This is a genomic window from Niallia taxi, assembly GCF_004005475.1.
Taxonomy (GTDB): domain Bacteria; phylum Bacillota; class Bacilli; order Bacillales; family Cytobacillaceae; genus Niallia; species Niallia taxi.
Genome location: NZ_RZTZ01000005.1, coordinates 273,885 through 298,679, shown reverse-complemented (window position 1 = coordinate 298,679; position 24,795 = coordinate 273,885). Strand labels below are relative to the sequence as shown.

Genomic DNA, 24,795 nt, shown 5'->3' with positions numbered 1-24,795 from the left:
ACTCCTTTATATTTTTTACTCTAGTAAACTTCTTTCTATTTATATGTATAACAGTTTGCTAGTTTGGAAAGAATGGTATTACAAAGGAGGAATTGAGATGAATAAAATGACGAAATTAGATGTAAAGGATTTTATCATTGATGAAAAGTTTGAGCTTCACTCCTACTTAGCCTACTTATTTACACAAAAAGACAATACAGAGGAAGCTGCTGTTTAATAGCTATTATATTTTTTCTATGCAAAAGCAAGGGAATCTCCCTTGCTTTTTTGTTGGTTTCCAAGCTGATAAAAAGCTCTATTAATATCTTAATCTGGTTGAACTAAAAAAAGGACGGTTTCCCGTCCTTCCTTTCATATTATGCTTCAACCTTGTTGAAGAACTGTGGTAAATGTTCTTTATGTGCTTCAAGCATTTCGTCTACAATTTCCTTCGCAACCGTATCTGATGGAGATAGTGGGTTGATTGTAAGAGCCAGGATTGCTTTGTCATAGTCACCTGTTACTGCTGCTTCTGCTGCAACTCTTTCAAAGGATTTAATTTGCTGTACAAGTCCTCTTACTGCTACTGGAAGCTCACCCATTACGATTGGTTTTGGACCATCCTTTGTAATGATGCTGGAAACTTCAACTGCAGAGTCATTCGGAATGCCAGCGATAGCTCCGTTGTTGATTGTATTAACAGGCTGAATGTCGCGTTTGTCATTGTAAATAGAATTGATCAAGCGTACTGCTGCATCAGAGTAGTATGCTCCTCCGCGTTTTTCCAATTGTGGTGGCTTAATAGCCAGATTTGGATCTTTGTAAAGCTCGAACAATTCTTTTTCAAGTGCTTGCACGACTTCAGCACGAGTTCCTTCATTTTTCGAGTTCTTTTGATCTTTAGCGATCATTTCGCTCGTTTTGTAGTAGTACATATGGTAAGGACATGTGAGCACATTTAATGCTTTAATGAATTCTGGCTCCCAGCCAAGACCTTCGATATTTTTAACAAATGAACTGTTATTTGGGTCTGTTAGAAGGTTGATTACTTTATCCTTCACGCTTTCTCCATCGACATACACATCTAGTCCGTATACCATATGGTTTAATCCAGCGAAGTCAATGCGAACTCTAGAATGATCAACATCTAGAAGCTTCGCAATACCCATTTCCATACCGATTGGAACATTGCACAAGCCGACTACTTTTTTGATGTTGGAATAGCGCAGCACTGCTTCTGTAACCATACCAGCTGGATTTGTGAAGTTGATAAGCCAAGCGTTCGGGCAAAGCTCCTCAATATCCTTACAAATATCTAAAATAACTGGAATTGTACGCAAGCCTTTGAACAATCCGCCAGGACCGTTTGTTTCTTGGCCAAGCACACCATATTTCAACGGAATTCTTTCATCCTTTGCACGAGCATCAAGTAGGCCGACACGGAATTGTGTTGTAACAAAGTCTGCATCCTTAAGTGCTTCTCTGCGGTCAAGTGTCAAATGCACCTCAATTGGCAAGCCTGCTTTTTCGATCATACGCTTTGCCAGGTTACCAACGATTTCAAGCTTTTCCTTACCTGCTTCAATATCAACAAGCCATAGTTCTCTAATTGGTAATTCTTCGTAGCGTTTAATAAAGCCTTCTACTAATTCTGGTGTATAGCTTGATCCTCCGCCAATTGTGGCAATTTTAATTCCATTTGTCATTTTTGGACACCTCCAGGAGTTTTAACAAGTTCATATAAATCAATAATTTCTTGAGCTAAATCCTTAAGCGTTATTGCATTCATTAAGTGATCCTGTGCATGCACCATCAACAGGGATACCTCAATTTTGTTTCCTCTTACCTCATTTTGAATAAGGGATGTTTGGATATGGTGGGCATCATTTAGTGCTTCTGCAGCTTCCTCCATCTTCTGCTTAGCAAGCTCGAAGTTACCTTCTTTAGCAGCAGCAATTGCCTCCATTGCGCAGCTTTTTCCGTTTCCTCCGTGGAGGATAATTTGGAATACTGTTTCTTCCATATTAGCCATTTTATAATCAACCCTTCTATTTTAGAATGTAAAAATTATTAAGTATGTGCGCAAGTATTTTTGAAGCGTTTTCAAAAATACTCGCGCATTAATTAGCAACTAATTATTAGCTTACTTTTGTGAATTCTGTACCTTTTTCTTCTGCTAATTTTTGTTTATCCCAAGTTCTGAAGAATGGGAAGTAAAGTACAAACGCAATACCGATGTTAACAAGCTGCATTATTGCACCGGAAAGCTTTCCGCCTGTTGCCAAGTATCCACCGATTAGCGGCGGTGTAGTCCAAGGGATTGCAATTCCTGCTGGTCTTGCCACAAAGCCAAGTTTCATTGCATAGTATGTCACTGTGATTGTTATAATTGGTGTTAAGAAGAACGGGATGATCAATAATGGGTTCATTACGACTGGTGTACCGAAAATAACTGGTTCGTTAATCATAAATGCTCCCGGTCCGATTGATAATCGGCCTAAATCCTTCATTTGTCTGCTTCGTGCAAACAATACCATCATAAGAACGAATGCGAATGTTGCTCCAGATCCACCGATATTGATGAATACTTCAAAGAATTGTGCTGTGAAAATCTCTGGAAGCTCTTTTCCTGCTTGGAAAGCAGCTTTGTTAGCATCTGTGTTAGACAGCCAGATTGGGTTCATCACCCCACCAACGATGTTTGTACCGTGCAGACCTGCAGACCATAACAACATTACCAATCCATATGCGATAATAGAACCGATAAGTGATCCACCTAATAAGCCAAGCGGTTTGCCAAGTACTAGTGTTACAATATCATGTATACTGTTGATACCGAAATATTCTACGACTAAACGAATTACCCAAATGATAGCGATTACAATAAAACCCGGAATTAAAGCAACAAATGATTTACTTACTGCTGGCGGAACTCCGTCAGGCATTTTAATTACCATGTTTTTGTTAATGATAAAGCGGTAAACCTCTGTTGAGAACAATGCGATTAAGATTGCTACGAACAATCCTTTGCTTCCCATCATTGCTACTGGGATAGCGCCTGTTACTGCTACTGATTCTGTTGCACCTTCTGCTAGGAAAGGAACATTAAATGGTGTTGCCAAAAGGAAAGCACATAGTGAGATAACCCCTGCTGTAATAGCATCTAGTGAATATCTTTCAGCTAGTCTGTAAGCAATACCGAATGCTGCAATCAGACCCATCATATTGAATGTAGCGTCAACTGGATAAGAGATTTTTGTTAGCCAAGCATCTCCGAATACTCTTGCCATAAAGTCTGCATAGCCTGGAATTGGTAAATAACCTAGAATCAAGAACACTGAACCGATGATGATCATTGGCATTGCCAAGATGATACCGTCTTTTAATGCGCCTAAGTGCCTTTGAGCAGCCAATTTGGCTGCGAAAGGCATAAATTTTTCTTCTAAGAAGGCTAAGAACTTATTCATATTTATCACCTTATCCTATTTTAGTTGTTAACTAGGTTGATAGCTGATTTCAATACTTCTGCGCCGTTGCAAGTTCCGTAATGCATCATGTTGATAGAATCTACTGGAATCCCTTTTTCTGCTCCAAGTTTTTTCATTTGTGGAAGCAAATAGCGAACTTGTGGTCCAAGCAATAGGACATCTGCGTTATCGATATGGCTTTTTACTGCATCTGCGCTTTCTGCCCAGATTTTGCATTCAATTCCTTGTTCCTTTGCAGCAGCTTCCATTTTTGTTACTAATAGACTTGTAGACATTCCTGCAGCACAGCATAATAAGATATTCATAATATAATTCCTCCTAGAAATTGAATTGTATGATAAAAAAGAGTTTTTAGAATGCTTAACGCATACACTAAATTAATTCATTTATGGTTTGTTTTTCTTGTCGTATATGCTTTTTGCATTCCGTTTGTTGCTGTATTACCTTATGTCCTTATCTTAATGTAAAAGCGCTTACATGAACACATAATGTTTTTCCTTTGCCTAACGGAAATGATTGTGCCTCCTCAAAATCAAAGCCCATTTTTCTCCCATATTTAATAAATGTTTTTCAATTTATGTAAATTTCCTTATAAAAACACTTAATTTTTCCAAATTATTTTGTTAGAATAAGTACAAAGATTGATACCTAGGAGTAATCATTATGATAGCGAAAAAAGATAATAAGGAGAGTATGAGCGAGCTGCTGCAAGATATTGAATCTTTAAAGCTAGAACTGATTAAAGCAGGAAGTGACAGAGGTCTTAATGATCCTGGTACACTTCTGATCAGTGAACAGCTTGATACTTACATTGTCAGATATCAGAGAATGGCTGCCCAAAAATCCGCCCTGTAAGTTTGCAATGCCGAAAATATATAGCATCACGTATCTGATTGACACTTTTCCGGCATGCATTCGCCTGCAATGTTAGCGGAAAGTAATCATATGCCTCCTTGTAGCTTTTACGTTATCTCAATAATAAAACCGGTCTCCTATTAGGAGGCCGGTTTTGATGTAAGCACTATCCACGATACAAATTCAGCATATCCTTAATCGCCGCAGCTGCAGCTCCTCTTGGGTGGGATGCCCCACCTATACAGCAAATTGTCCCCATTTCCTCTGTATGAAATAAAATTCCTTTGTTTGTACCTTTCACATTCATTAGTGGATTATCTGCCGTAATGATTTCAGGCTTTACCTGAAGTGTTATTGTGCCGTCAATAGATCTTGCACTTGCCACAAGCTTAATGTCATTGCCGTTAATTTTTGCAAATTGCATATCAGCCTTTGAGACCTTTTCAATGCCTTCAATACTAATATCGTTCAAGGTCCATGTTTTATGGAACAAGCCGTTTGCCAGTAACAGGATTTTGCAGGCACTGTCGTAGCCTTGTACATCTAATGCTGGGTTGGCTTCTGCAATCCCTCTTTCTTGTGCAAGCTTTAGCGCATTTTCAAAGGAAAGACTATCCTCTGACATACTTGTCAAAATGAAATTGGAGGTTCCATTCAATATGCCTTCAATTTCCGTAATACGGCTGCCTGCCAAACTGTATTCACCGATATCGAGTGTTGGAAGTGCTGCTGCTGTTGCTCCGCTGTATTTAATGCGGCAGCCATTCGTATCAGCAAGCTTCTTTAGCTCTGGCAATGCCTGTACAAGCGCGCCCTTACTGACAGAAATAATATCCATATTCTTTGTGATGGCAGCTTTCATATAGGACAATGCCGGTTCACCGGTTTCTAAGTTGGTTGGAGAGCATTCGATTAGCACATCACCCTTTAGCTCTGGTGCTTGGATGTAAATCTGCTTTTGCTGTGCATATTGCCCGAGAGCCTGTGAGCCTTTGCCGAAGGAAAGCAGTGTTACTAAGTCAATGCCATCTTCTTCATAAATCATGCCTTTTGATCCTATTATTCCTACTATCTCTGCATAAAAGCCGTATGATTCCCGATACCGCTCCTTCTGTTCATTTATCATTTTCACGAACTCTTTTGCTACAGTTCCGTAGCCTGTAATCATTATTTTGCGTTTTGTATATGACTCACCCATTTGAAATTCTACCTCACTTCATACAAGCATTTGTTACTTAATTCTTGATGTAACAGCATTTTTCCTTCCTTTTGCCTGCAGATGATTTTTGCATAAAAAAAAGAAGCTCGCGCTTGCGAACCTCGACTCTTTCTTATTTTACAAATATTTACGATGCAATGCTTTTCCGTCATACGTATACAGAATGTTCTTATCCTCGACTACTGTTTCCATATGAACATTTCTGCCCCAAAGCTGATGGATATATGGAAGAACCTTCTCTAAATACTTCAAATCAAGTTCAATGCCCTCAAAGCCATGCTTTAAGTACAGCTCGCCGTTTTTTAAATAGTCGCCGTCGTTAACCGTAATATATGGGAATCCTCCATTAACTCTCATGCTGACAAGTTGATCCCTTACCTGCTCCCAGCCTTTATCGACCACTTTATATTCTCTGCCTTGCTTTTGGAATAAGTACATATCTTCTCTTGTTACTAAATCCTTCGTCAAATAATTCCTTAAAAAGGAGATATCTGATTCAATTTCTCTGACCTCAAACATTTTCTCTCTGCCAGAGTTTGGTTTAATGCCGCGTTTTTTCATCTCATCTGTCGGATTATTATAGCGGTCTTCAATGTCTTCAAATATCTTTAGACCAAGATAATAAGGATTGATGCCTGTTTTGGATGGCTGTACAACACCTGCATTCAGCTTAGCAAACTCAATTGCCTCAGAACTCGTCAAATCAAGCTCTCTGACTATCCGCTGATGCCAATAGGATGCCCAGCCCTCGTTCATGATTTTTGTCTCAAGCTGTGGCCAGAAGTACAGCATTTCTTCTCTCATCATTGTTAAAATATCCCGCTGCCATTCTGTCAGCTCCCTGCTGAAGCTTTCAATAAACAGTAAGAGGTCCTTTTCCGGCTGTGGCGGGAATTTTTTTATCACTTTCTTTTTTTCCTGCTTCGGTTTATTGCGGGTATCTAATCCCCATAAATCATCATACGGTGTTCCGATTGTTTCCTCTACTTCCTCATATTCCACATCATCCATCGTCCAAGCAAGCTTCGGTCTCATCAAGCTCGGGTCAATATGCTCGTCAATGGCTAGAACTGCATCCAGAAATGTTTCCACTTCATGCTTGCCGTACAAAATCTCATATTGACGTATGCGGTCGGCAGTGGCAGCCATACTTTCTACCATTTCTCTTTTAGTATTTTGGAAGCGGACGTTATTCTTGAAAAAATCACAATGGGCCAATACATGGGCAACAATCAGCTTATTGTTGATAAGTGAATTGCTGTCGAGCAAAAAGGCATAGCAAGGATTTGAATTGATAACAAGCTCATATATTTTAGACAAGCCTAAATCATAATGAAGCTTCATCTTATGAAATTGCTTGCCAAAGCTCCAATGGGAATAACGTGTAGGCATGCCGTAGGCGCCGAATGTGTAAATGATATCTGCAGGACAAATTTCATACCTCATCGGGTAGAAGTCCAATCCAAAGCCAGTAGCGATTTCTGTGATTTCTTCGATGGCATATTGAAGTTCTTTCTGCTCTACTTCATTCATTCCGTTCTCTCCCTTCACCGTCTTAAATTAATGTATGAGCGAAATGACTGATTGATGATTTTTTTACCGCTTTAAAAAGGTGGAAAAAAATTCATAAGGAAAAACAATACCATTATTTTTTTGCTGTTTCAGTAAAAAAGCCTGCAAAGGAATGAATCCCTTGCAGGCTTTTAACTAGTCTTCGAGAATATTTTTCACTTTTTTCACGACATGGCTTGAGCCGCCCTTGTCTTGGACACCTTCAATCATCATAGCAATAAGAATATCTTTATCCTTCTTATCATATGTCACATACCAGCCGTTTTCTGTACCCTTTTCACCTTGCTTTGCCTTCAGCTCTGCTGTTCCTGTTTTTCCAGCAAGTGTCATGCCGCTGATTTTGCCGGCGCGGGCTGTTCCGCTTGGATTGTCAATGACCTGCTGTAAATCATCGGAAATGGTATTAGCAGTGCTGCTGCTCATAACCCCCTCTTTCCAAACAGTCCCCTTCTTATCATCCTGGAGAAGCACAGGTTTAATCAGATTGCCGCCGTTAACAAATGGTGTATATGCTGTCGCAAGCTGAATAACACTTGTTTGGACTTGGCCTTGGCCATAGCCTGAATCAGCTAAGAGAATATCACTGTCCAGCTTACCAATTGTTGCTTTTGTAATAGGGTAAGCAAAGTCGAAATCCTCTTCAAAACCAAATTTCTTCAGCTCTGTCGTATATTTATCCTTGCCCAAATCCAATGCTGTCTGCGCAAAGTAAATGTTGTCACTGTAAAGCAGGGCATCTGCCAGATTAACTGGTGCACTGCTAGTATGCACTCTTGTTACATAATATTTGCCCCAGGATTTATCCTTTTGCCATTGCTTTGTTGTAATCTTCCGCTCTTGCTCTGGTGTGATAACACCTTCTGTCAATGCAGCTGCTGCGACAATCGGCTTCAGCACAGAGCCTGGAGCATAAGTATTTTTAAAGCGATTTGTGAAAGGCTCCAGTTTATTGTTGTTATAATCCTCTTGCTCTGATGTCGTTAAACCTGCGACAACCTTGTTTGGATCATAGGACGGGCTGCTGACAAGAGCCATCGTTTCACCTGTTGTCGGATTTATGGCAGCTGCTGCTCCTGCCTCTCCATCCATTTCATCATATATTTTCTTTTGGAGATCCCCATCAATTGTCAGCATGATGTTTTCTCCATTTTTAACTTCTTTATCTGCCAAGGTTACTGTCGTGCCATCTGATTTCTTGATCGATATTGTTGCACCGTTTGCGCCTCTTAGCTTTTCTTCATAAACTTGCTCCAAGCCTCTTTTTCCGATAACGTCAGAGCCAGTATACCCTTTGCCTTTTTGCTCTTCCAGCTCTTCAGCAGTAATGTTGCCAATATAACCAATTAAGTGGGCCGCAGCCTCACCATAAGGATAAATTCTTCCGGCAACATCCTGTTTCTGTACACCTGGAAGGGCAAACAGCTTTTCAAGATAAGCTTGATCGCCTGTTGCTAATTTCTTAATTGGCACAAACAGGTTAGGTTGTACCCAATCTGCACTTAATGCCTTTTCGATTGTTTCTTTTTTAATATCAAGCAATTTCGCTAATTTCTCTACTTCTGTTGTTTCATTCTCCATTTGCTCAGGTACAAGGCCGATTTGATAAATGATGCCATTCATCGCTAAGGGATTTTCATGAACATCCATAATAGCTCCGCGCTCTGCTGGAACCGTCTCTAAAGATACTTTGTCATCTGCGCCTAAATCGGCAAAGATATACGTTGTATCCCAATCAATATACCAGTTGTCTTCCTTGTCTCGTTCCTCTTTAACAAGCCTCGCATCCTTGTCAAAGCTAATCTCACCTGCCATGCTATTCATCTTTGCAGTGAAAGGAATTTCTGTAGACTCTTTTTTCTTATTGTCATCCTTTTGATCGTCTGACAGCTTTTTATAGGAAACATCTAAGTCTGTAATTTCCAAATCACTGTATAGCTTTTCATAGCGGGATACATAATCTTCCTTTGAAACTGACTTCTTCGCATCGGAAGACAGATAGTCGTACATCTCATCGAACTTCTGATCATTCCAAAGCTTTATGTATTGGGAAAGCCTCTCATCTGGGGTAGGCTTATCATTATTACATCCAGCCAATATCGCAATCAGAATCATCGGCAAAAGCCAAAATAGTTTCTTCATTCTCCTTTTCCCCTCCTAACATTAGCGTACCATTTTTTACACTTAAATTAAAAGAATATTACAACAGTCCACAAAAAATTAACAGTTTACCGTTATTTTTTGCGTATCGACACTTGCTATGCTTCGATAATAAGTATAAGGCAACCTGTCATTTTCTTGTAATATTAAGCCCTTTTTTTAGGAAAAGATATGAAATCTTATTCAGCACATGTTAGAGTAATAGAAAAAGCTAGAAACGCGGGTGGTAAAGTGAAAGCAGTCATATTATTTGATGGTGTCTGCAATCTTTGCAATGGTGCCGTACAATTTATTATAAAAAGGGATCCTGACGCTTATTTTTCCTTTGCTCCGTTGCAGGAGGAAAAGGGTCAGCAGCTTCTCCGTCCATTTAATAAGGAATTATCGATGAATAGTGTCATTCTTATTGAAAATGGCAGACTTTATGAAAGGTCAGCTGCCGCTTTGCAAATTTGCCGCCATTTACGGGGAGCCTGGAAGCTTCTATATGTCTTTAAAATTATCCCTTCATTCCTAAGAGATCCGCTTTATAATTATGTCGCTAGAAATAGATATAAATGGTTTGGCAAAAAGGACCATTGTATGCTGCCGACGAAGGATACGAGAAAGCGGTTTTTGTGAATATAACAACAGAAAATAAAGAAAACCCTAACAATGATGGAATTCCCCATCATTGTTAGGGTTTCTCTTTTACTGCAAACTAATTGCAGCCTCTAATCTATTCAATAAAAATGAACTCAAATTTAAACAATGAATGGATTGGAACGGATACAAGAATCGTCTACTTAAATTAGGAAAACAGTCGAGACTAAAAGCATTCTTTCCTGTGCTTCCTCGGGCACAACGTAGCACTAAAGCGGAAATCAATATCCCCTCGCCTTACCAACAGACAACTAAGACTGCTTTCACCTACTAATCACAAAAACTGCTCAAGCCAGCCAATCCTTTTTTTGTTCGTATAATAAACGTTAACTGGTCTGCCGATGCTTCCATATGTCAGTCTTACCTTAATGATATCCTGCTCGTTAAGAAAATTAAGGTATTTTCTTACTGAAACTCTTGATATCTTTGTTTCGTCTGCGATGATGTCTGTTGTGAACTCTTGCTCGTGCTGTAGTTCGATTGCTTCCCAGACAATCTTCAATGTTTCTTTTGTTAAGCCTTTTGGCAATTCTGCTCTTGCACCCTTTTGGTCACGGTTAAGAATTTGCTCATCTAATATACTTTGGCTGACCTTCGTTTGCTCTTTCATAAATTCCTTCTTTTGGACGTAATTCATCAATGATTCCTTAAAACGCTCGAATTTAAATGGTTTAATGATATAATCGACCGCTCCTAAGCGAAGCGCTGCTTGAATATGGTCCATGTCAGATGCGGCTGTTATGAGGATGACATCCATGTTTTCGTTCAGTTCCCGTATGTAGGAAAGAAACTCCAGTCCGCTTTTTCCAGGCATGAACACATCAAGTAGTACTAAATCGATGCTTTCCCTCTTTATTATCTCTATCGCATCATCCACATTGTTAGCAACACCGCCGATTTTAAAGCCATTCAGCTCTTGCAGGAACTGTTTGTTAAATTCAGCCACCATTGGATCATCTTCTACAATCAATACCGAAATCACCTTCCGTTTTCCTCCTTTACATATGGGATACTTGCTTTAAATATCGTACCTACATCAGGAGCACTTTCCAACTCTATCTTTCCGTGCAGCTTTCGCAAGCTCTCACTGACCAAATAAAGACCGTATCCACGGTTTACTCCCTTAGAGGAAATGCCCTTTTCAAAGATAAGGGCCTCTTCCTCTTTTGTTATCCCTTTACCTGTATCCTTTACAATCATTTCAATCATTCCACCGGTCTTAGCAAACTTTAATTCAATTTCCTTTGTTGAACTGTTTTCAACTGCATCTAAGGCATTATCCAATAAGTTGCCTAGTATCGTAATAATTTCGTATGAAACTGCCGCGGTTAATTCAGGAACAACTGTCATAATACTAATATTCAATACTGCTCCCTTTTCCCTTGCATAGCTTAGCTTCCCGAGAAGAAGTCCTGCTATAACAGGATCTTTAATATTACTTGTAATCGCAGATATATCTCCGCTTTGCTGGTCGACAATATCATCAAGATATTCCTTGAGTCTGTCGTAATTCTTCATATGAAGCATGCCGATGATAACCTGCATACGATTCATAAATTCATGGGATTGTGCCCGTAATGCTTCTGCATATGTTTTTACACCTGAAAGCTGATCAGATAACTTCTTTATTTCGGTCTTGTCTCTAAAGGTGGACAATGCGCCGACTATTTTTTTATCGACTTTAACTGGCACCCTGTTAACAAGAATGGTTGTGCCATTTATAGTCAGCTCTTCATCAAGCTGCTCCTCTCCTTTTGCCAAAACACGATCAAGTCCTTTGGAAGGAATATAGCTGCTTATTGGTAAACCGATTGGATTTGTATTCAAACCAAGCTTTTGTAAATAATCGATGGCCGACTGGTTCACAAGCGTAATATTTCCTTGCATATCTACTGCTATAATGCCCTCTCTGACAGAATTAATGACCGCGCTTCTTTCTTGAAGCAGCTTAGCAATAGCGGCCGGTTCAAGGTTAAACATCACTCTTTTAATATAGCTCGCCAGTATGTAGGCACCAACAATGCCTGCGATTAATCCAAGCAATGATCCATATACAATAATCCATTTGCCTTCAGACATTACTTCATTTACCTTCGCAAGCGAAATTCCAACTGCTGCTACGCCAATCTGTGTTCCATCATCTGAAAAAATCGGGGTAAGCGCCCGTAAAGACTTTCCTAAGGTTCCTTCTGAAGTGCTTGTGTGCTCTTCTCCTGACATTGCCTCAGTCTCGTCACCGCCCTGAAATTTCTTACCTATTTTCCGAACATCTGGATGTGTTAAGCGTATTCCGTCCATATTTAGAATTACGATAAATTCTACTCCATTTTGCTCCTGTATGTCACTTGTATAAGCTTGGATCTTCTTAAGAGCAGCTTCGTCTCCTTCAAGAGCATCCTGCACAAGCTCTGTTTTTGCCATAACTCTGGCTATCATTAATGCCTTTTCCTCAAGGCTGTTTTTGGTATGATCATTCAGCAGATTGCTTATCAATATATCTGTCATCAGTAGAGAGAAAATGACGACAGCACTGATAAGTGTCATAATGGTAGCGAACAGGCTCCATCTTTTTCTCATGGTTATTATGCTCCCAACAGTTTTTTCCCTATTATAGCAGATAGAACAGCTAGGATTAAATTGCCTTTAGAATTCACGCAGTTTGCGGGAGAACTTATTATTAGGTTAGCTATTGATGTGGGGTGGGGGTTTTTCCTTAACAAACAAAAAAAAGACCGCTCTCAGAAAGAAAACGGCAGAAAATTGGAGATAAAAGGACTACTCGTAAAACAGATAAATGGGGTTTAATAGAAACAATAGCTTCTATTAAGAGTGCTCAATTAAGGCATATAGTGCTCCTTGCTTAAAGAAGGCGTAGGGTGGCACTTCTCTAAAAAGCAAAATATTCTTAATATATTGCGATATAATCTATTAAAACATATTATATAAATAGGTGTATTCGTGATTATGACTGATTTTAAGTGATATAGCCTCTTTTTTAGGCTTTTTTACATGCAGATGCACAAAAATATAACTTTAGGAATATTTTTTTAGGGAGTGATGAATTGGATTTTTCAGCTGTCGGAGAGAAAATTAAGGAATTGCGAAAACAGGTAGGACTTTCACAAAAGGAACTTTCACATAACATCTGCACACAAGCGCAAATCAGTAAAATAGAGAAAGGCGAGGTCCTTCCGCTTTCTTCCACATTATACTTAATCTCGCAAAGATTAGGAATAGACGTGAACTATTTCTTTGATATCGGCACAACTCCAAGACTAGATTATGTTATTGAAACAAGTGAACAATTAAAAGCAGCAAGGCGAAATACAGACTACGAGACGATTAAGCAGATTGTCGAAGCTGAAGAGAAAAACCCTTTGTTTACCCGCAATAAGAAACACTATCAAATTCTTCTATGGCACAAAGCTATCTATGTTTATGAGGTAGATCACGACTTTCAAAAGGCACTTGAGCTTATTGATGAAGCCATAGCTTTAACATTCGACAAGGTCTTTACGGAAAAGGAAATAGAAATCTTCGTCAGCAGAGGCATCTTTTATTATGAAGAAGGTTTTAATGAGGAAGCATTGCAAATATATTGCAAGGCATTGTCTCAGTTGCAAAAAATTCCTCATCTGCAGGATGCTACAATTAAAAGCAGACTTTTCTTCAATATCGCTAAATCACTGACAGAATTAAATAAATATGAATCCTCCATCACTTATTGTAAAAAGGGAATTGATTGGGCGATTAAAAAGGACAATCTTTATCTTCTTGCCCATTTTCACTATCATATCGGATTTAACTATGAAATGCAGGAGAAATTTAACCTTGCCAGCAATTATATGAAAGAAGCTCTGCTAATTTTTCAATTAGTAAAGGATACCCGATATACCGAATATATTCAAGAGAAGATAGACGGTTGGAAAGAGCATTCTAATGAGTAGGTTAGGATAAAACAATATTCCATGCCAAAAAACGACTAATCTGACTTTGAAGTTCGTTTTATTGTGCGCTCGCACACTCACTTTCCGCGGGGAGGAAGATTCGCCTCCTCGTCTTCGCCTGCGAGAATCTATCTACTTCTTAGTAGTCGAGTGTCCTCCGTTTTATTCCACTTCTATTTCCTTTATTGTATTTAGCACGAAAATACCAATTAATATAGTTGCTTAATAGTTCCGTTTTAATATAGACTTCAATACTTGCGTACAAGCCTAATATTTCTTTATATAAAACACCTTCATACCCTATTACGAACTCTTTTTTTAATCCCCCCTAACAACCTTCTAAAATACCATGAGTAATTACCTATTTTTACTTGAAACCGCCTACTTTTCTATGGAAATGGGTACTATAGGCCGATATGTTATGATAAGATAGTTTTATATAAACATAATATTTGGGAGTGAGTGTAAAAAAATGAAGAAAAAAGTCACAGTCTTTGCTACTGCTGCTATTCTATCGACTGCTTTTTCTGTCCACGCCTCGGCTAGTAGTTATGTAGTAAAGAAAGGCGATACGCTAAGCAAAATTGCTGGCAAGTACAACACAACTGTAAAGCAATTGAAGTCAGATAATAATTTGTCCTCCGATTTAATCTTTATTAACCAAAAACTTAATGTAAAAGATTCAGATACATCATCCAAGAACACAACAACAAGCAAACAGACAGCAAGTACAAGCACAAAAACGTATAAAATTGTATCAGGAGATTCATTGATAAAAATTGCAAACAATTTCTCTATTACTTTAGGGGAATTAAAGCAATGGAACAACATCAATTCTACTATCATTTATCCTGGTGATGTCCTTATTGTTTCTAAACCATCTTCCTCTGGTTCAAACAATAACAACAATAATTCATCAAACTCAGGCAGTTCTTCTACTAAAGATAACACAACAACTGTAGCTACAGGTACATACACGATTAAAAGCGGAGATACTTTAGGCAAAATAGCTTCATCCTACAATCTTTCCGTTGCAAAACTAAAGCAGTTGAATAATTTGTCATCAGATCTTATTTTCCCAGGTCAAAAATTAAAGGTTACAGGGAACTTAACTGAAACAAGCAGCTCTGTCGAAAAAGAGGATGCGAGCAAACCAGAATTTATCTCGGACAACAGCAACTCTAACAAGAGCCTACTATCTGTAGCCAACAGCTTAATAGGCATACCATATGCCTGGGGTGGCTCCACAACAGCTGGTTTTGATTGCAGCGGACTAATCTACTACTTATTTAATCAAACTGGTGATTCAATCAGTCGTCTATCTGCACAGGGATATTATGATCGCAGCTTTTATGTGAATGTTCCTGCAGTTGGGGATTTAGTCTTCTTTGAGGGGACATATAAAGAGGGAATTTCTCATGTCGGTGTCTATATCGGCAATAACCAGTTTGTACATGCTGACTCTGACGGTGTAAGAAAAACAAGCTTGGACAATTCCTATTATAAGAAGCACTTTGTCAGCTTTAAGCGACTATACTAATTTGAAAAATCATTAGACCAGCCTACAGATAGGCTGGTCTGTTTGTTTATATCCAATTTTTCTCCGACCTCCTCCCTACCATCTGCTTCAAAAAAACGCTATAATTATTAAATGGACTTTTTTTTAGAAACGAACGCCAAGTTCTTGATTATCATAAATAAGAATCAGCTTTTCATGTAACCCGTTTCGCTGATTTTCTGGAGGGATTTACTTTTGCTGCACGAACAATATTTAGAGCATTTAAGCCATTGTGCCAAGAACTTTCAAGAAGCTCTTGATTCAAGTGATCCCTTAACACAAAAAATTGTAGAAAAAGGGCTGCTTCTATATCGGCAAAATTACGTGTCACAGGTAAAGCTGGACGATGAGACAGTAACAGGAATTATTCAAGATGTTAACCCAGCGAAAGCTATGCTAAACATTCACGATATTTCTATGAGCACCTGCACATGTTTCGCTGAAGGATACTGCCGGCATCAGCTTGCTTTATTCTTTTCTGTGCTTGGTCAGGCAGGAAAAGTGTCTACATGGCTGTCTGATTGGCGACAACCGCCCAAAAAAGCACCAGTAGATTTGAGCAGCCTTCCGCTCATGCGTGCAAGCGACCTATTAAAGAACCCAGCCAACAAAGAACCAGATTATCAAGAGTGGGTTGAATTCTTCACAGATACCTTCCAAACTTTAATGGAAGAAAACAGTAATAGGCCTGCTGGCATTTCTGAAACGTACTATATATATATGCGTAAACTAAAAAATGCCGCTCCTCAACAGAATGAGTGGAAATATTTATACCTTTTAGTCGGGCATGTTATTACATTTAAACTGTTTCTTTCCATGAGCAAGGACAAAAATCATGCGGATGGAGTCATCAACCGCTATTATCGTCATATATTCCAGGATCTTCTGCAAGGAGTGCAGGAATATTTGAATAGGCTGGCCAATTTCACCTTTCCCTTTTCCTTCGATTTGTTTTTGGAAAAATTAAAAGATGACAGTACAGAAATCCTATATATTCACGAAACAATTTCCTTTGAAAGTATTCAAATTTACCGGGTATTATGGACAAATCTGTTTACAAAAAAACAATGGAGACTAGATGAACTGCGTAAACTGGAGGGAATTATGTCCCCCATTTTCACCGAAAAAGTTGCTGCCGTTCATTTGCAGGTATTGCTTAGAGAAGATGCTAAGGCAGGACATAGTATTCAGGAGCTGCAAGTGGAAATAATGCCATATATGCTGTACTGGCTCGACATCTTAAACAGTAAACGGGAATGGAACAGGCTGGAGCTTTATTTAACTCCATTTATCCAGCATATAAAAAGCTATTTGCAGCAGGAAAATGAATTTGAGTTTTGCCATGAGTTCACAAGTATGAGCATCAGGGCAGCCACTCCATTTTGTCATGCCAAAAATAGGCTGGACATTTTAGAACGCCTGTTTATGCAAGCATTGCCTTACAGCTACAGAAAGTACGAGGACTTCCTGTATGAACAAAAGCAGTTTGATAAATGGATCGACCTATACACATATATGGGGCTTGGTATCGACATGCTATCAAAGGAGCAAATAAAGACATTGCAGGAGCATGATCAACAGCTGCTGCTCTCCCTTTATCACCGTTCGATACAAGAACATATTGAACAAAAGAGCAGAGATCATTACCGTATTGCTGTCCGCCAGATGAAAAAACTGCGAACTATCTATAAAAAACTGAAAAAACAACAGCAATTTGAGCTGTTCTTAACAATGACGCTTGAACGGACGAAGCGTTTAAGAGCCTTTCATGAAGAATGCAGAAAGGGTAAACTGATACATGCTGAAGAATAATTATTTAAAAATCAACGTTCATTATTATAAAGCCAACGGTTTTTTCTTAACTGGAGAGGCCGATCACGAATACCTATATCCAAGCTACTGGAAAAATCTCCTTTTCCAACATCATGAAGAAAGCTTCTATGGCACATTTTTAAACACAGTTACTGTCGATGGTGTTGAAGGAATCGCCCTCGATTCGTGGCAGCTTGTTACACTATTTGCAAACGAACGGTTTAACAGGTATTTGGAATGGGATTGGAATGACACCGCGCAGGTTTGCCTATCTGCTGCACCAAGCCTGTTTGAATCGATTTATAATAAAGAGTGGATTCCTGACTTCCAATCTTGGGAAAATGACACCTTCCAATGGGCACTGCCTAATCGTGTTACAGAGGAATTCACTGATTCCTTCTGGGAAGAAACACTGCAGGAGGAATTGGAAGGAGTCAGCAACCTAACATTTATTAAAAAATGGTTCCATGACTCCTTAGATGAATACTTAAATGCAAATGAAGAAAGCAAGCAGGCGTTTGGCGAGAAAATTAATGCATTGCGGAATGCAAATATATCTCCTGCCAGTTTGTCTCGCTATTTCACAGAGGAAACTTGGCAGGAGTGGATGGGGCTTAAAAGCACTCCTTATCCATTTACATTAGGAATAAAGCTTGTGGAGCCTGCTGACCTAAATGAAACGTGGAATATCGATATATTTTTAAAAGCTAAAAGCAATCCTGATAAAGTTATTGATATGGAAGAACAGGGCATCCCAGCCAAATGGCTTGAATATGAAGGCTATATAGAAGAAGAGCAAGCTCGGTGGATTTCCCTTTTCCCATGGCTTGAAGGGAAAAACGGGATGACAAATCAGCTCACAGAGGAGGAAGCATGGCTCTTTCTGACAGATGCCAGTGAAACATTACTTGCTCTAGGAGTTGATATTCTGCTCCCATCGTGGTGGCAAGCAATGAAAAGTGCCAGCATGAAGGTAAAAGCAAAGGTTGCCACGACAAATCATCGCCCTTCCTTTGTCGGGCTTCAGGCCATGCTCGATTATAACTGGCGCTTTTCAATGAATGGTGTCACCCTGTCTGAAGAGGAATTCAAGCAAATGGTCGAGGAAAAGCGCAGACTTGTCTTCGTGCGTGGCCGCTGGATTAAGCTTGACCCTTCCTTCATTAGACAAATTCAGGATCTCATAAAAAAGGCTGAACAGGAAGGCCTTCATGTAAGAGACTTAATTGAGCAGGAGCTGAATCAACAGGAGGACGGCGCAGTTGATGAGCTAGATAATCCGAAAGCATTTGCCAAAATCCAGATTGAGCTAAATAGACAATGGCGAACGATGATTCATCAATTAAAGGAAGTCAAAAACCTGCCCCTTGAACAAGTGCCAGGCAAGTTCCTTGGTGAATTAAGAAATTACCAGATTCTTGGGATGAGCTGGCTGCTATTTTTGCGTAAATACGGATTCGGGGCGATTCTTGCAGATGACATGGGACTTGGCAAAACCGTTCAGCTCATTTCCTACTTGCTGAAGGTGAAGGAAACAGAAACAGAAGAGCATTCCCCTGCATTGATTATCTGTCCGACTTCTGTTCTGGGAAATTGGCAAAAGGAAATTGAACGATTTGCTCCGTCCTTAAAAATCTATTTGCATTATGGATCGAATCGCTTGAAGGATGAGGAATTCCTAGAGAAGCTGCAACATTACGATGTTGTTTTGACATCGTATGGCCTATCCCATATTGACTTTGATCAATTTGAACAGGTAACGTGGAGCTCGATTTCCATTGATGAAGCGCAAAACATTAAAAACTCGCAGACAAAGCAATCACGCGCTGTCCGTAAATTAAAGGCAAAGCATAATATTGCCCTCTCCGGTACGCCAATGGAGAACAGATTAAATGAATTATGGTCCCTTTTTGATTTTACGAATCATGGCTATCTTGGCAGCATCGGACAATTCCAAAAACGCTTTGTTATTCCTATTGAAAAGGATAATAAAAAGGAAAGAATTGAACGGCTGCAATCTCTCATTCGCCCATTCCTGCTAAGAAGAACGAAAAAGGATGAGGAGGTTGCACTTAACCTGCCTGATAAGCTTGAGCAGAAGGAATATTGTGGCTTAACACCAGAACAGGCCGCATTATACGAACAGCTTGTTTCCGATACATTCGTGAAAATAGAGCAGCTAACAGGCTTTGAACGAAAAGGGCTTGTCCTGCAAATGCTGAGCAGGCTGAAGCAGCTTTGCAACCATCCAGCCCTTTACTTGAAGGAAGAGAATCCTGCTCAATTGGTTGACCGCTCCACAAAAATGGAGAAGCTGTCCGAACTGGTTGATGCAATTCTTGAGCAAAAGGAAAGCTGTTTGATCTTCACTCAGTATATTGAGATGGGGCATATGATTCAGGCTATGATTAAGAAGAAATATAATGTAGATGTGCCTTTCTTAAACGGTAGTGTGCCGAAAAACACGAGGGATAACCTCATACAGCAATTTCAAAACAATGAGTTTCCAATCTTCCTCCTTTCCTTAAAGGCGGGCGGAACAGGACTGAACCTAACTGCAGCAAACCATGTTATTCATTATGACCGCTGGTGGAATCCTGCTGTAGAAAACCAGGCAACAGACCGTGCCTACAGAATCGGACAAACAAAATTTGTTCATGTTCATAAGATGATTTGTACGGGAACATTGGAAGAAAAGATAGATGCTATGCTTGAGAAAAAACAAACATTGAATGATCAAATCATTCAAAATGAGAATTGGCTGACAGAGCTTTCAACAGATGATTTGAAGGATCTTGTTTCCCTTAACTAAAAGCTAAAAGCACCAGGTGAGAATACGTCCGCTGGAATGGACCGATCAGCCCTGTTTATTAACCAAAACAACCCCGGAGATATCTTGACTCCGGGGTTTGTTGTATTATTCTTTATCTGCTGGTACGACTGTTTTATTCGATTGCTTTTCTGTCTTCTCCAGCTTGTAGAAATAAACGGTTTTGGCTGTTTTATTCCCGCCAAGATCTGTTGCTTCAAAAGTGAATTCATTCAATCCTGGCTCAAGCTCAAGCTTAACTTTTTTGAGCTTTTTCTGCAAACTTCTCATCGCATACGGCTCTTTGAATTTTTGCGCATACAGCTGGCTGCCGTTTAATGTTAGCTTCAGCTCATCAAAGTTATCCCTTACTGTAACATCAACTGATACGTTTTTGGTGTTTGCTTTTACGATGCGGTTTAATGGTAATCCACTTAATTGCAGCGATGGCTTTTCATTATCAACCATAATGGTTCTTTTGAAGACTGCCGTATTATCTGCTGCATCAATTGCCTTCACTTCAAAGGAGTGGACACCACTCTTGAATGACATTGTACTGTTAAATTCGTACAAGCCCTTTTCCTGATTAAACGTTGTTGCTACTTTTTTCCCTGCAATGGTGAATTCCTTGATAGCTGATTCATCCTTGATTGTTCCTGTGAAAGGTACCTTTAATGTATTAAAGACACCAAGTGCTTCTGGGTCATTTAAAGATATAACAGGTATTGTTGTATCCTTTTTCGTGTCAACTGCTTCTAATTCAGTATCTGCTGTATTTCCTGCGTAATCATAGGCAATTACTGTTAGCTTTTCACCAGGACTCAATGCCTCTGGTAATGTATAGCTTGCTGCATCAGCGCTTAACGGTTTTTCTAATATCGTTTTTCCATCCTTTTGAATGTCGATATAAGCGATACCAGAGCCAGTTTTCTCATCGGCCGCTGCCACTTCAAGCACTTTATTGCTTTCTGTCAGCTCCGCTTTGACAGAAGGAGCCTTCGTGTCAACCTTTACTGGAATATCGACAACTTGCGGCTTAGCACCAGGATAATCAATAGTAGCACTTATACGATAATAGTATTGACCATCAGTAAGCTTATTGTTCACTTTGCCGTCCCAAGCCCAATCACTGTCTAACTTGTATGCTGTTCCATTCCCACCATCATAATAATCCTTTGTCACTTCTTCTTCTGTGAGAAGAGTGCGCACCGTCCTTTTGTTTTTATCTACAATCGAGAACTCTGCGATTTTCGCATTGCGCAGGAAGGAAAGCACTGGAATGACATCGTCCTGCGTACCGTCTGCATTTGGAGAAATTGCGATATCCTCCGTGAACTTGTCATTAACAGGGTCATATCCTAAGTAAGAGAAATCTTCTCCATCTGTAGATACAGCCCCACCCATACCATAGAAGGAATCTGTATCATATTTCATTCCATCAAGAATCGGTGCCTTGTTCCAATCACCTTTGAAACCTACATAAGGAACATGTAAGTCTGCATTTGTATCTGTCGGGTCTGTGAATGTCACAAAACCTTCAGCAAAATAGCCATTTTCAAAAACGTCATCAATATCAACAGGTGTCTCAAAATCCCCTGTCAATGATGGCTCTACCACTTTTGCTTTGCTCAAATCGACTGTCACCTTGATTTTTTTGCTTTTGTTTGCTCCGACTTTCACTGTTTTTTCTTTTTTTCCGTCAATCAGAATGCTTCCATCAATAATGTTTTGTGCCTCTAGCTCATCTGTATTGTATCCAAGCTCACCATATGCAGCAAAATCTGTTTGCAGATTAGCTGTCACATCATAATTCACAGCACTATCGCTAAAGTTCTCGACATTTAATGTAAAGCTGAACTTGTTACCTACCTCTTTCAGTGACACCTTTGCCTCTTTTGTTTTATTTTCAGTTATCATTACAGGAGATTGAAGGGCAGAATGCAGCTGCATTAGTCCTGCTCCCTGTCTGCGTGGGGAATACGGGTTGTCCCATTCAAACGCACTGTTTACTGTGCCAATATCCTTTACAGGCTCTGCTGTATTCATTAACAGGTTCTTTGCGATTCGGACACGTTCAAAGCCAGTGACCCCGAATTCATTGTCTACTCTTTCTAATACTAGGGCAGATCCTCCAGATACATGAGGTGCAGCCATTGAAGTTCCGCTCATCATGCCATATTGGTTATTCTCTAACGTAGAATAAATCTGTCCGCCAGGTGCTGTAATTTCTGGTTTGAAATCAAGGTTTGGCGTTAAGCCCCAAGATGTAAATGCACTCATCTTCCCTGACTCCGGATTAGCTGCTGTCACTTGACTGCCATCAAAATTAATGGATACAGCTTGATTTTTCTGTAACACAGCTGCTAGTTTATCACCATCCGTTTTCTGAAGGAACAGCTGAGGAATTTTGATTACCGGATCGCTTGCCATGCTAACAAACCCATCTGTGTTGTTATAAATGATAACCCCAGCAGCACCAGCATTCTGGGCATTTATAGCTTTATCCACAAACCCTATTTCTCCCCGTTGAACAAGGGCGAACTTTCCTTTCGCATCACTGTTAAAGTTTTCAGGCTTTCCAAGCCCTGCATAGAAAAGCTCATAATCCTTCTGTTTTAGATTATTCGGATGGACACTGCCTGCAGATAAAAAAGCAGCCTGTCCATTTTCATCTCCAGCCTTGAAATTAAAGCCATCCAATTTCATAAAGCTGTTTTCGACTGAGGCGACTTGAAGACTGTCATAGCTTAAGCCAGGTGAACCGGAAACACCGATGTCTGGATTAGAGCTTAGTGGATTAGCGAAGCCGCTGCCTAGATGTGCAGAGTTACCTGCTGATATCGACATGAGGATACCGTTATCAACAGCTTTACTGATTGCCTGCTGCTCTGGTGAGTCCTCTGACACAAAACCTGCTGTTGAGCCTAAGCTCATGTTAATCACATCTGCTCCGAGGATAATTGCGTCATCGATTGCCTTAATATAAATATCTCCCCATGTAGACTGCATATTTGGATCATTACCAAATACTTTAAGAGCAAGAAGCTGTGCTTCTGGAGCAATCCCCTTTATGCCGCCATTTTCTTCATCGCCATTTGCACCGACAGTTCCAGAAACATGCATTCCATGCATGCTCGCTCCCTCTGCAATATCCTGAATAATATTGTTTTCATCCATATAATTGTATCCATATGGCACTTTTTCTGTGTAGTAATCTCCAAGCAACCCATTATCTGTTTTTGCTTTGCTCACTTCAGATTCCGTCAGCTCTCCTTCTGTGGCATCTGACAGAATCATATCTTTATGCTTCGGATCAATGCCAGTGTCAATAACACCAACAATCATTCCTTCTCCTTTAAAGCCATAATCACGCCAAGCCTCTTGTGCTTGCACAAGCTCCTTGCTGTATACCATATCTGTCTCTTCTTCTGGTCTTTCATATTTGTTGACGATATGTACTTTTGCTACTTCTGGCAGCTTTTCCACTGTTTTAATGTCACCATATTTCATTTCACCACTAAACCCGTTGAAGACAGTTGTAAAGCTTTCTCTTTCTGTGAATTTCACTTTTTCCTTTTTCACCTTTTGCTTTACTTGCTTTTGCTCAGCTAGCTTCTCCTCTTTCAATTTTTTCTTTGTCGCTTTTGGCAGCTCCTTCACCTGCTTGGCCTGCTTTTGAGCATAATCAACTGTTGGCTCTGTCGTCATCTCAACGACAACCCGGACAGTGTCTGTATCTTTAAATGTCTCTTTCACATCACTGCCATTGATTTTTTTTACAGTAAGCTGATTGTCTTTTCCCTTCGTACTTTCTACCTTGTTCGGTATGCCAGCAGCTAAGACGCTATTGGAAAATAACATAAATAGCATGATGACAAAAACTAATATTTTTCCTTTTTGCATATCAAGGTTCCCCTCCCGATATTTCTATATTTTCTGAATATATTGACACCATATAAAATTATCATAGTTATTCCACTCGATTAAGGGGCTAAAGTCCTTTTGTCGTCATAATTATACTGATATAAAAGTTGTAATTTACCGCACCATTCCCTGCCATTCGACATATATCTACGTAAGGCATGATAGGATGACAGTTTTTTACCAACTGCTCCTGCAATTATATTGGTATAAATGTTAAATAATTTATCAATATAGTAATGACGCAAATATTCTAGCCTGACAGTAAGCCATTAAATTGCAAAAATCTGAAAAAGAAAAATAGGGGTCCTTTGGAGTGAGCGGTAAACTGAGTTATAATAATAGTAGGATTTTGACTTGAGGGGGAGGCATTTCTAGTGAAGACATTCAAACTTATCTCCATACAATTGCTACAAGGTGAAAATGCAACTGCAATACCAATATTGGACGGATTAATTATCAATAAAGAGGATGACCACCACAATTGGCTAATTGAATTATATATGGATCACCCTGATTATTCTTTCTTTGAAAATGCTCTAAACACTAGACAGAAACTGCTAGTACATGCTGTAATATCTAAAAAGGAAAATGACCCCGCACCGTTTGAAGTTGTTGTTCATTCTATTAGTAAATTTACTGACACAATCAGCGTGCTTCTCCAAGGAAGTCTGAAAAGAAACCGTATGGATTATGCAGAGATGCTGCTCGATCATCTCCTTGAGAGCGGATATGAGGGTAAAGCACTGTCTGAAAGGTTTAAGGAATTGATGCACAGCAAACAACAGCTTTTCCTTCAAAAGAAACCGCAATAAAAAAAGCAGTCTACATAAGTA

17 protein-coding genes are annotated in these 24,795 nt (G+C 39.5%); 7 read left to right on the top strand and 10 right to left on the bottom strand.

Annotation, left to right across the window (positions count from 1 at the left end):
- Window positions 1–356: 356 nt before the first annotated feature.
- The 4 genes from EM808_RS15180 to EM808_RS15165 all read right to left on the bottom strand — a co-directional run bounded on the left by EM808_RS15180 (window position 357) and on the right by EM808_RS15165 (window position 3,775).
- Window positions 357–1,685, bottom strand: coding sequence for a 6-phospho-beta-glucosidase (locus tag EM808_RS15180; RefSeq protein ID WP_127739043.1), 1,329 nt, complete (start codon window positions 1,683–1,685; stop codon window positions 357–359).
- Window positions 1,682–2,011: a PTS lactose/cellobiose transporter subunit IIA gene (locus EM808_RS15175; protein ID WP_127739042.1), complete on the bottom strand. Its 330-nt coding sequence runs from the start codon at window positions 2,009–2,011 to the stop codon at window positions 1,682–1,684. The genes EM808_RS15180 and EM808_RS15175 overlap by 4 nt, the downstream gene beginning before the upstream one ends.
- Window positions 2,012–2,117: 106 nt before the next feature.
- The gene (celB, locus tag EM808_RS15170; RefSeq protein ID WP_127739041.1) at window positions 2,118–3,446 is read right to left on the bottom strand and encodes a PTS cellobiose transporter subunit IIC; all 1,329 of its coding nucleotides are present in this window, start codon (window positions 3,444–3,446) and stop codon (window positions 2,118–2,120) included.
- Between the two features lie 20 nt (window positions 3,447–3,466).
- Window positions 3,467–3,775: a PTS sugar transporter subunit IIB gene (locus EM808_RS15165; RefSeq protein ID WP_259347236.1), complete on the bottom strand. Its 309-nt coding sequence runs from the start codon at window positions 3,773–3,775 to the stop codon at window positions 3,467–3,469.
- A 355-nt stretch (window positions 3,776–4,130) separates the two neighbouring features.
- Between EM808_RS15165 and EM808_RS15160 the strand changes: the two genes are divergently transcribed.
- A complete protein-coding gene (locus EM808_RS15160; protein WP_225314743.1) occupies window positions 4,131–4,322 on the top strand; it encodes an aspartyl-phosphate phosphatase Spo0E family protein in 192 nt (63 codons plus the stop codon).
- A 166-nt stretch (window positions 4,323–4,488) separates the two neighbouring features.
- Here the strand turns inward: EM808_RS15160 and EM808_RS15155 are convergent, their stop codons facing one another.
- The 3 genes from EM808_RS15155 to EM808_RS15145 all read right to left on the bottom strand — a co-directional run bounded on the left by EM808_RS15155 (window position 4,489) and on the right by EM808_RS15145 (window position 9,252).
- On the bottom strand, window positions 4,489–5,520 hold the full coding sequence (locus EM808_RS15155) for a homoserine dehydrogenase (RefSeq protein ID WP_127739039.1): 1,032 nt from the start codon (window positions 5,518–5,520) through the stop codon (window positions 4,489–4,491).
- A gap of 138 nt (window positions 5,521–5,658) precedes the next feature.
- Window positions 5,659–7,074, bottom strand: a complete 1,416-nt coding sequence (locus EM808_RS15150) for a SpoVR family protein (RefSeq protein WP_127739038.1) — start codon at window positions 7,072–7,074, stop codon at window positions 5,659–5,661.
- Between the two features lie 174 nt (window positions 7,075–7,248).
- On the bottom strand, window positions 7,249–9,252 hold the full coding sequence (locus EM808_RS15145; protein ID WP_127739037.1) for a penicillin-binding transpeptidase domain-containing protein: 2,004 nt from the start codon (window positions 9,250–9,252) through the stop codon (window positions 7,249–7,251).
- A gap of 189 nt (window positions 9,253–9,441) precedes the next feature.
- On the opposite strand from EM808_RS15145, the gene EM808_RS15140 reads away from it, so the two are divergent.
- Complete coding sequence (locus EM808_RS15140) at window positions 9,442–9,891, top strand: thiol-disulfide oxidoreductase DCC family protein (protein ID WP_182103849.1); 450 nt, start codon at window positions 9,442–9,444, stop codon at window positions 9,889–9,891.
- A 295-nt stretch (window positions 9,892–10,186) separates the two neighbouring features.
- Here EM808_RS15140 and EM808_RS15135 read toward each other — a convergent pair whose 3' ends face one another.
- Window positions 10,187–10,894, bottom strand: coding sequence for a response regulator (locus tag EM808_RS15135; RefSeq protein WP_127739036.1), 708 nt, complete (start codon window positions 10,892–10,894; stop codon window positions 10,187–10,189).
- Window positions 10,891–12,489 carry a DcuS/MalK family sensor histidine kinase gene (gene dcuS / locus EM808_RS15130; RefSeq protein WP_127739035.1) on the bottom strand — a complete coding sequence of 533 codons (1,599 nt, stop codon included), beginning with the start codon at window positions 12,487–12,489 and terminating at the stop codon, window positions 10,891–10,893. The genes EM808_RS15135 and dcuS overlap by 4 nt, the downstream gene beginning before the upstream one ends.
- A gap of 485 nt (window positions 12,490–12,974) precedes the next feature.
- Here dcuS and EM808_RS15125 point away from each other — a divergent pair, with 485 nt between their 5' ends.
- From EM808_RS15125 to EM808_RS15110, 4 genes are all read left to right on the top strand, one after another.
- Window positions 12,975–13,859: a helix-turn-helix domain-containing protein gene (locus EM808_RS15125; protein WP_127739034.1), complete on the top strand. Its 885-nt coding sequence runs from the start codon at window positions 12,975–12,977 to the stop codon at window positions 13,857–13,859.
- A gap of 472 nt (window positions 13,860–14,331) precedes the next feature.
- Window positions 14,332–15,399 carry a C40 family peptidase gene (locus EM808_RS15120; RefSeq protein ID WP_127739033.1) on the top strand — a complete coding sequence of 356 codons (1,068 nt, stop codon included), beginning with the start codon at window positions 14,332–14,334 and terminating at the stop codon, window positions 15,397–15,399.
- Between the two features lie 213 nt (window positions 15,400–15,612).
- Window positions 15,613–17,229, top strand: coding sequence for an SWIM zinc finger family protein (locus tag EM808_RS15115; protein WP_127739032.1), 1,617 nt, complete (start codon window positions 15,613–15,615; stop codon window positions 17,227–17,229).
- Complete coding sequence (locus EM808_RS15110) at window positions 17,216–20,041, top strand: DEAD/DEAH box helicase (protein WP_127739031.1); 2,826 nt, start codon at window positions 17,216–17,218, stop codon at window positions 20,039–20,041. Before EM808_RS15115 ends, EM808_RS15110 begins: the two co-directional genes overlap by 14 nt.
- Before the next feature lie 105 nt (window positions 20,042–20,146).
- Here EM808_RS15110 and EM808_RS15105 read toward each other — a convergent pair whose 3' ends face one another.
- A complete protein-coding gene (locus tag EM808_RS15105) occupies window positions 20,147–23,941 on the bottom strand; it encodes a S8 family serine peptidase (protein ID WP_127739030.1) in 3,795 nt (1,264 codons plus the stop codon).
- 395 nt (window positions 23,942–24,336) lie between these two features.
- Here EM808_RS15105 and EM808_RS15100 point away from each other — a divergent pair, with 395 nt between their 5' ends.
- Window positions 24,337–24,774 carry a YwpF-like family protein gene (locus EM808_RS15100; protein ID WP_127739029.1) on the top strand — a complete coding sequence of 146 codons (438 nt, stop codon included), beginning with the start codon at window positions 24,337–24,339 and terminating at the stop codon, window positions 24,772–24,774.
- The last annotated feature ends 21 nt before the right edge of the window (window positions 24,775–24,795 follow it).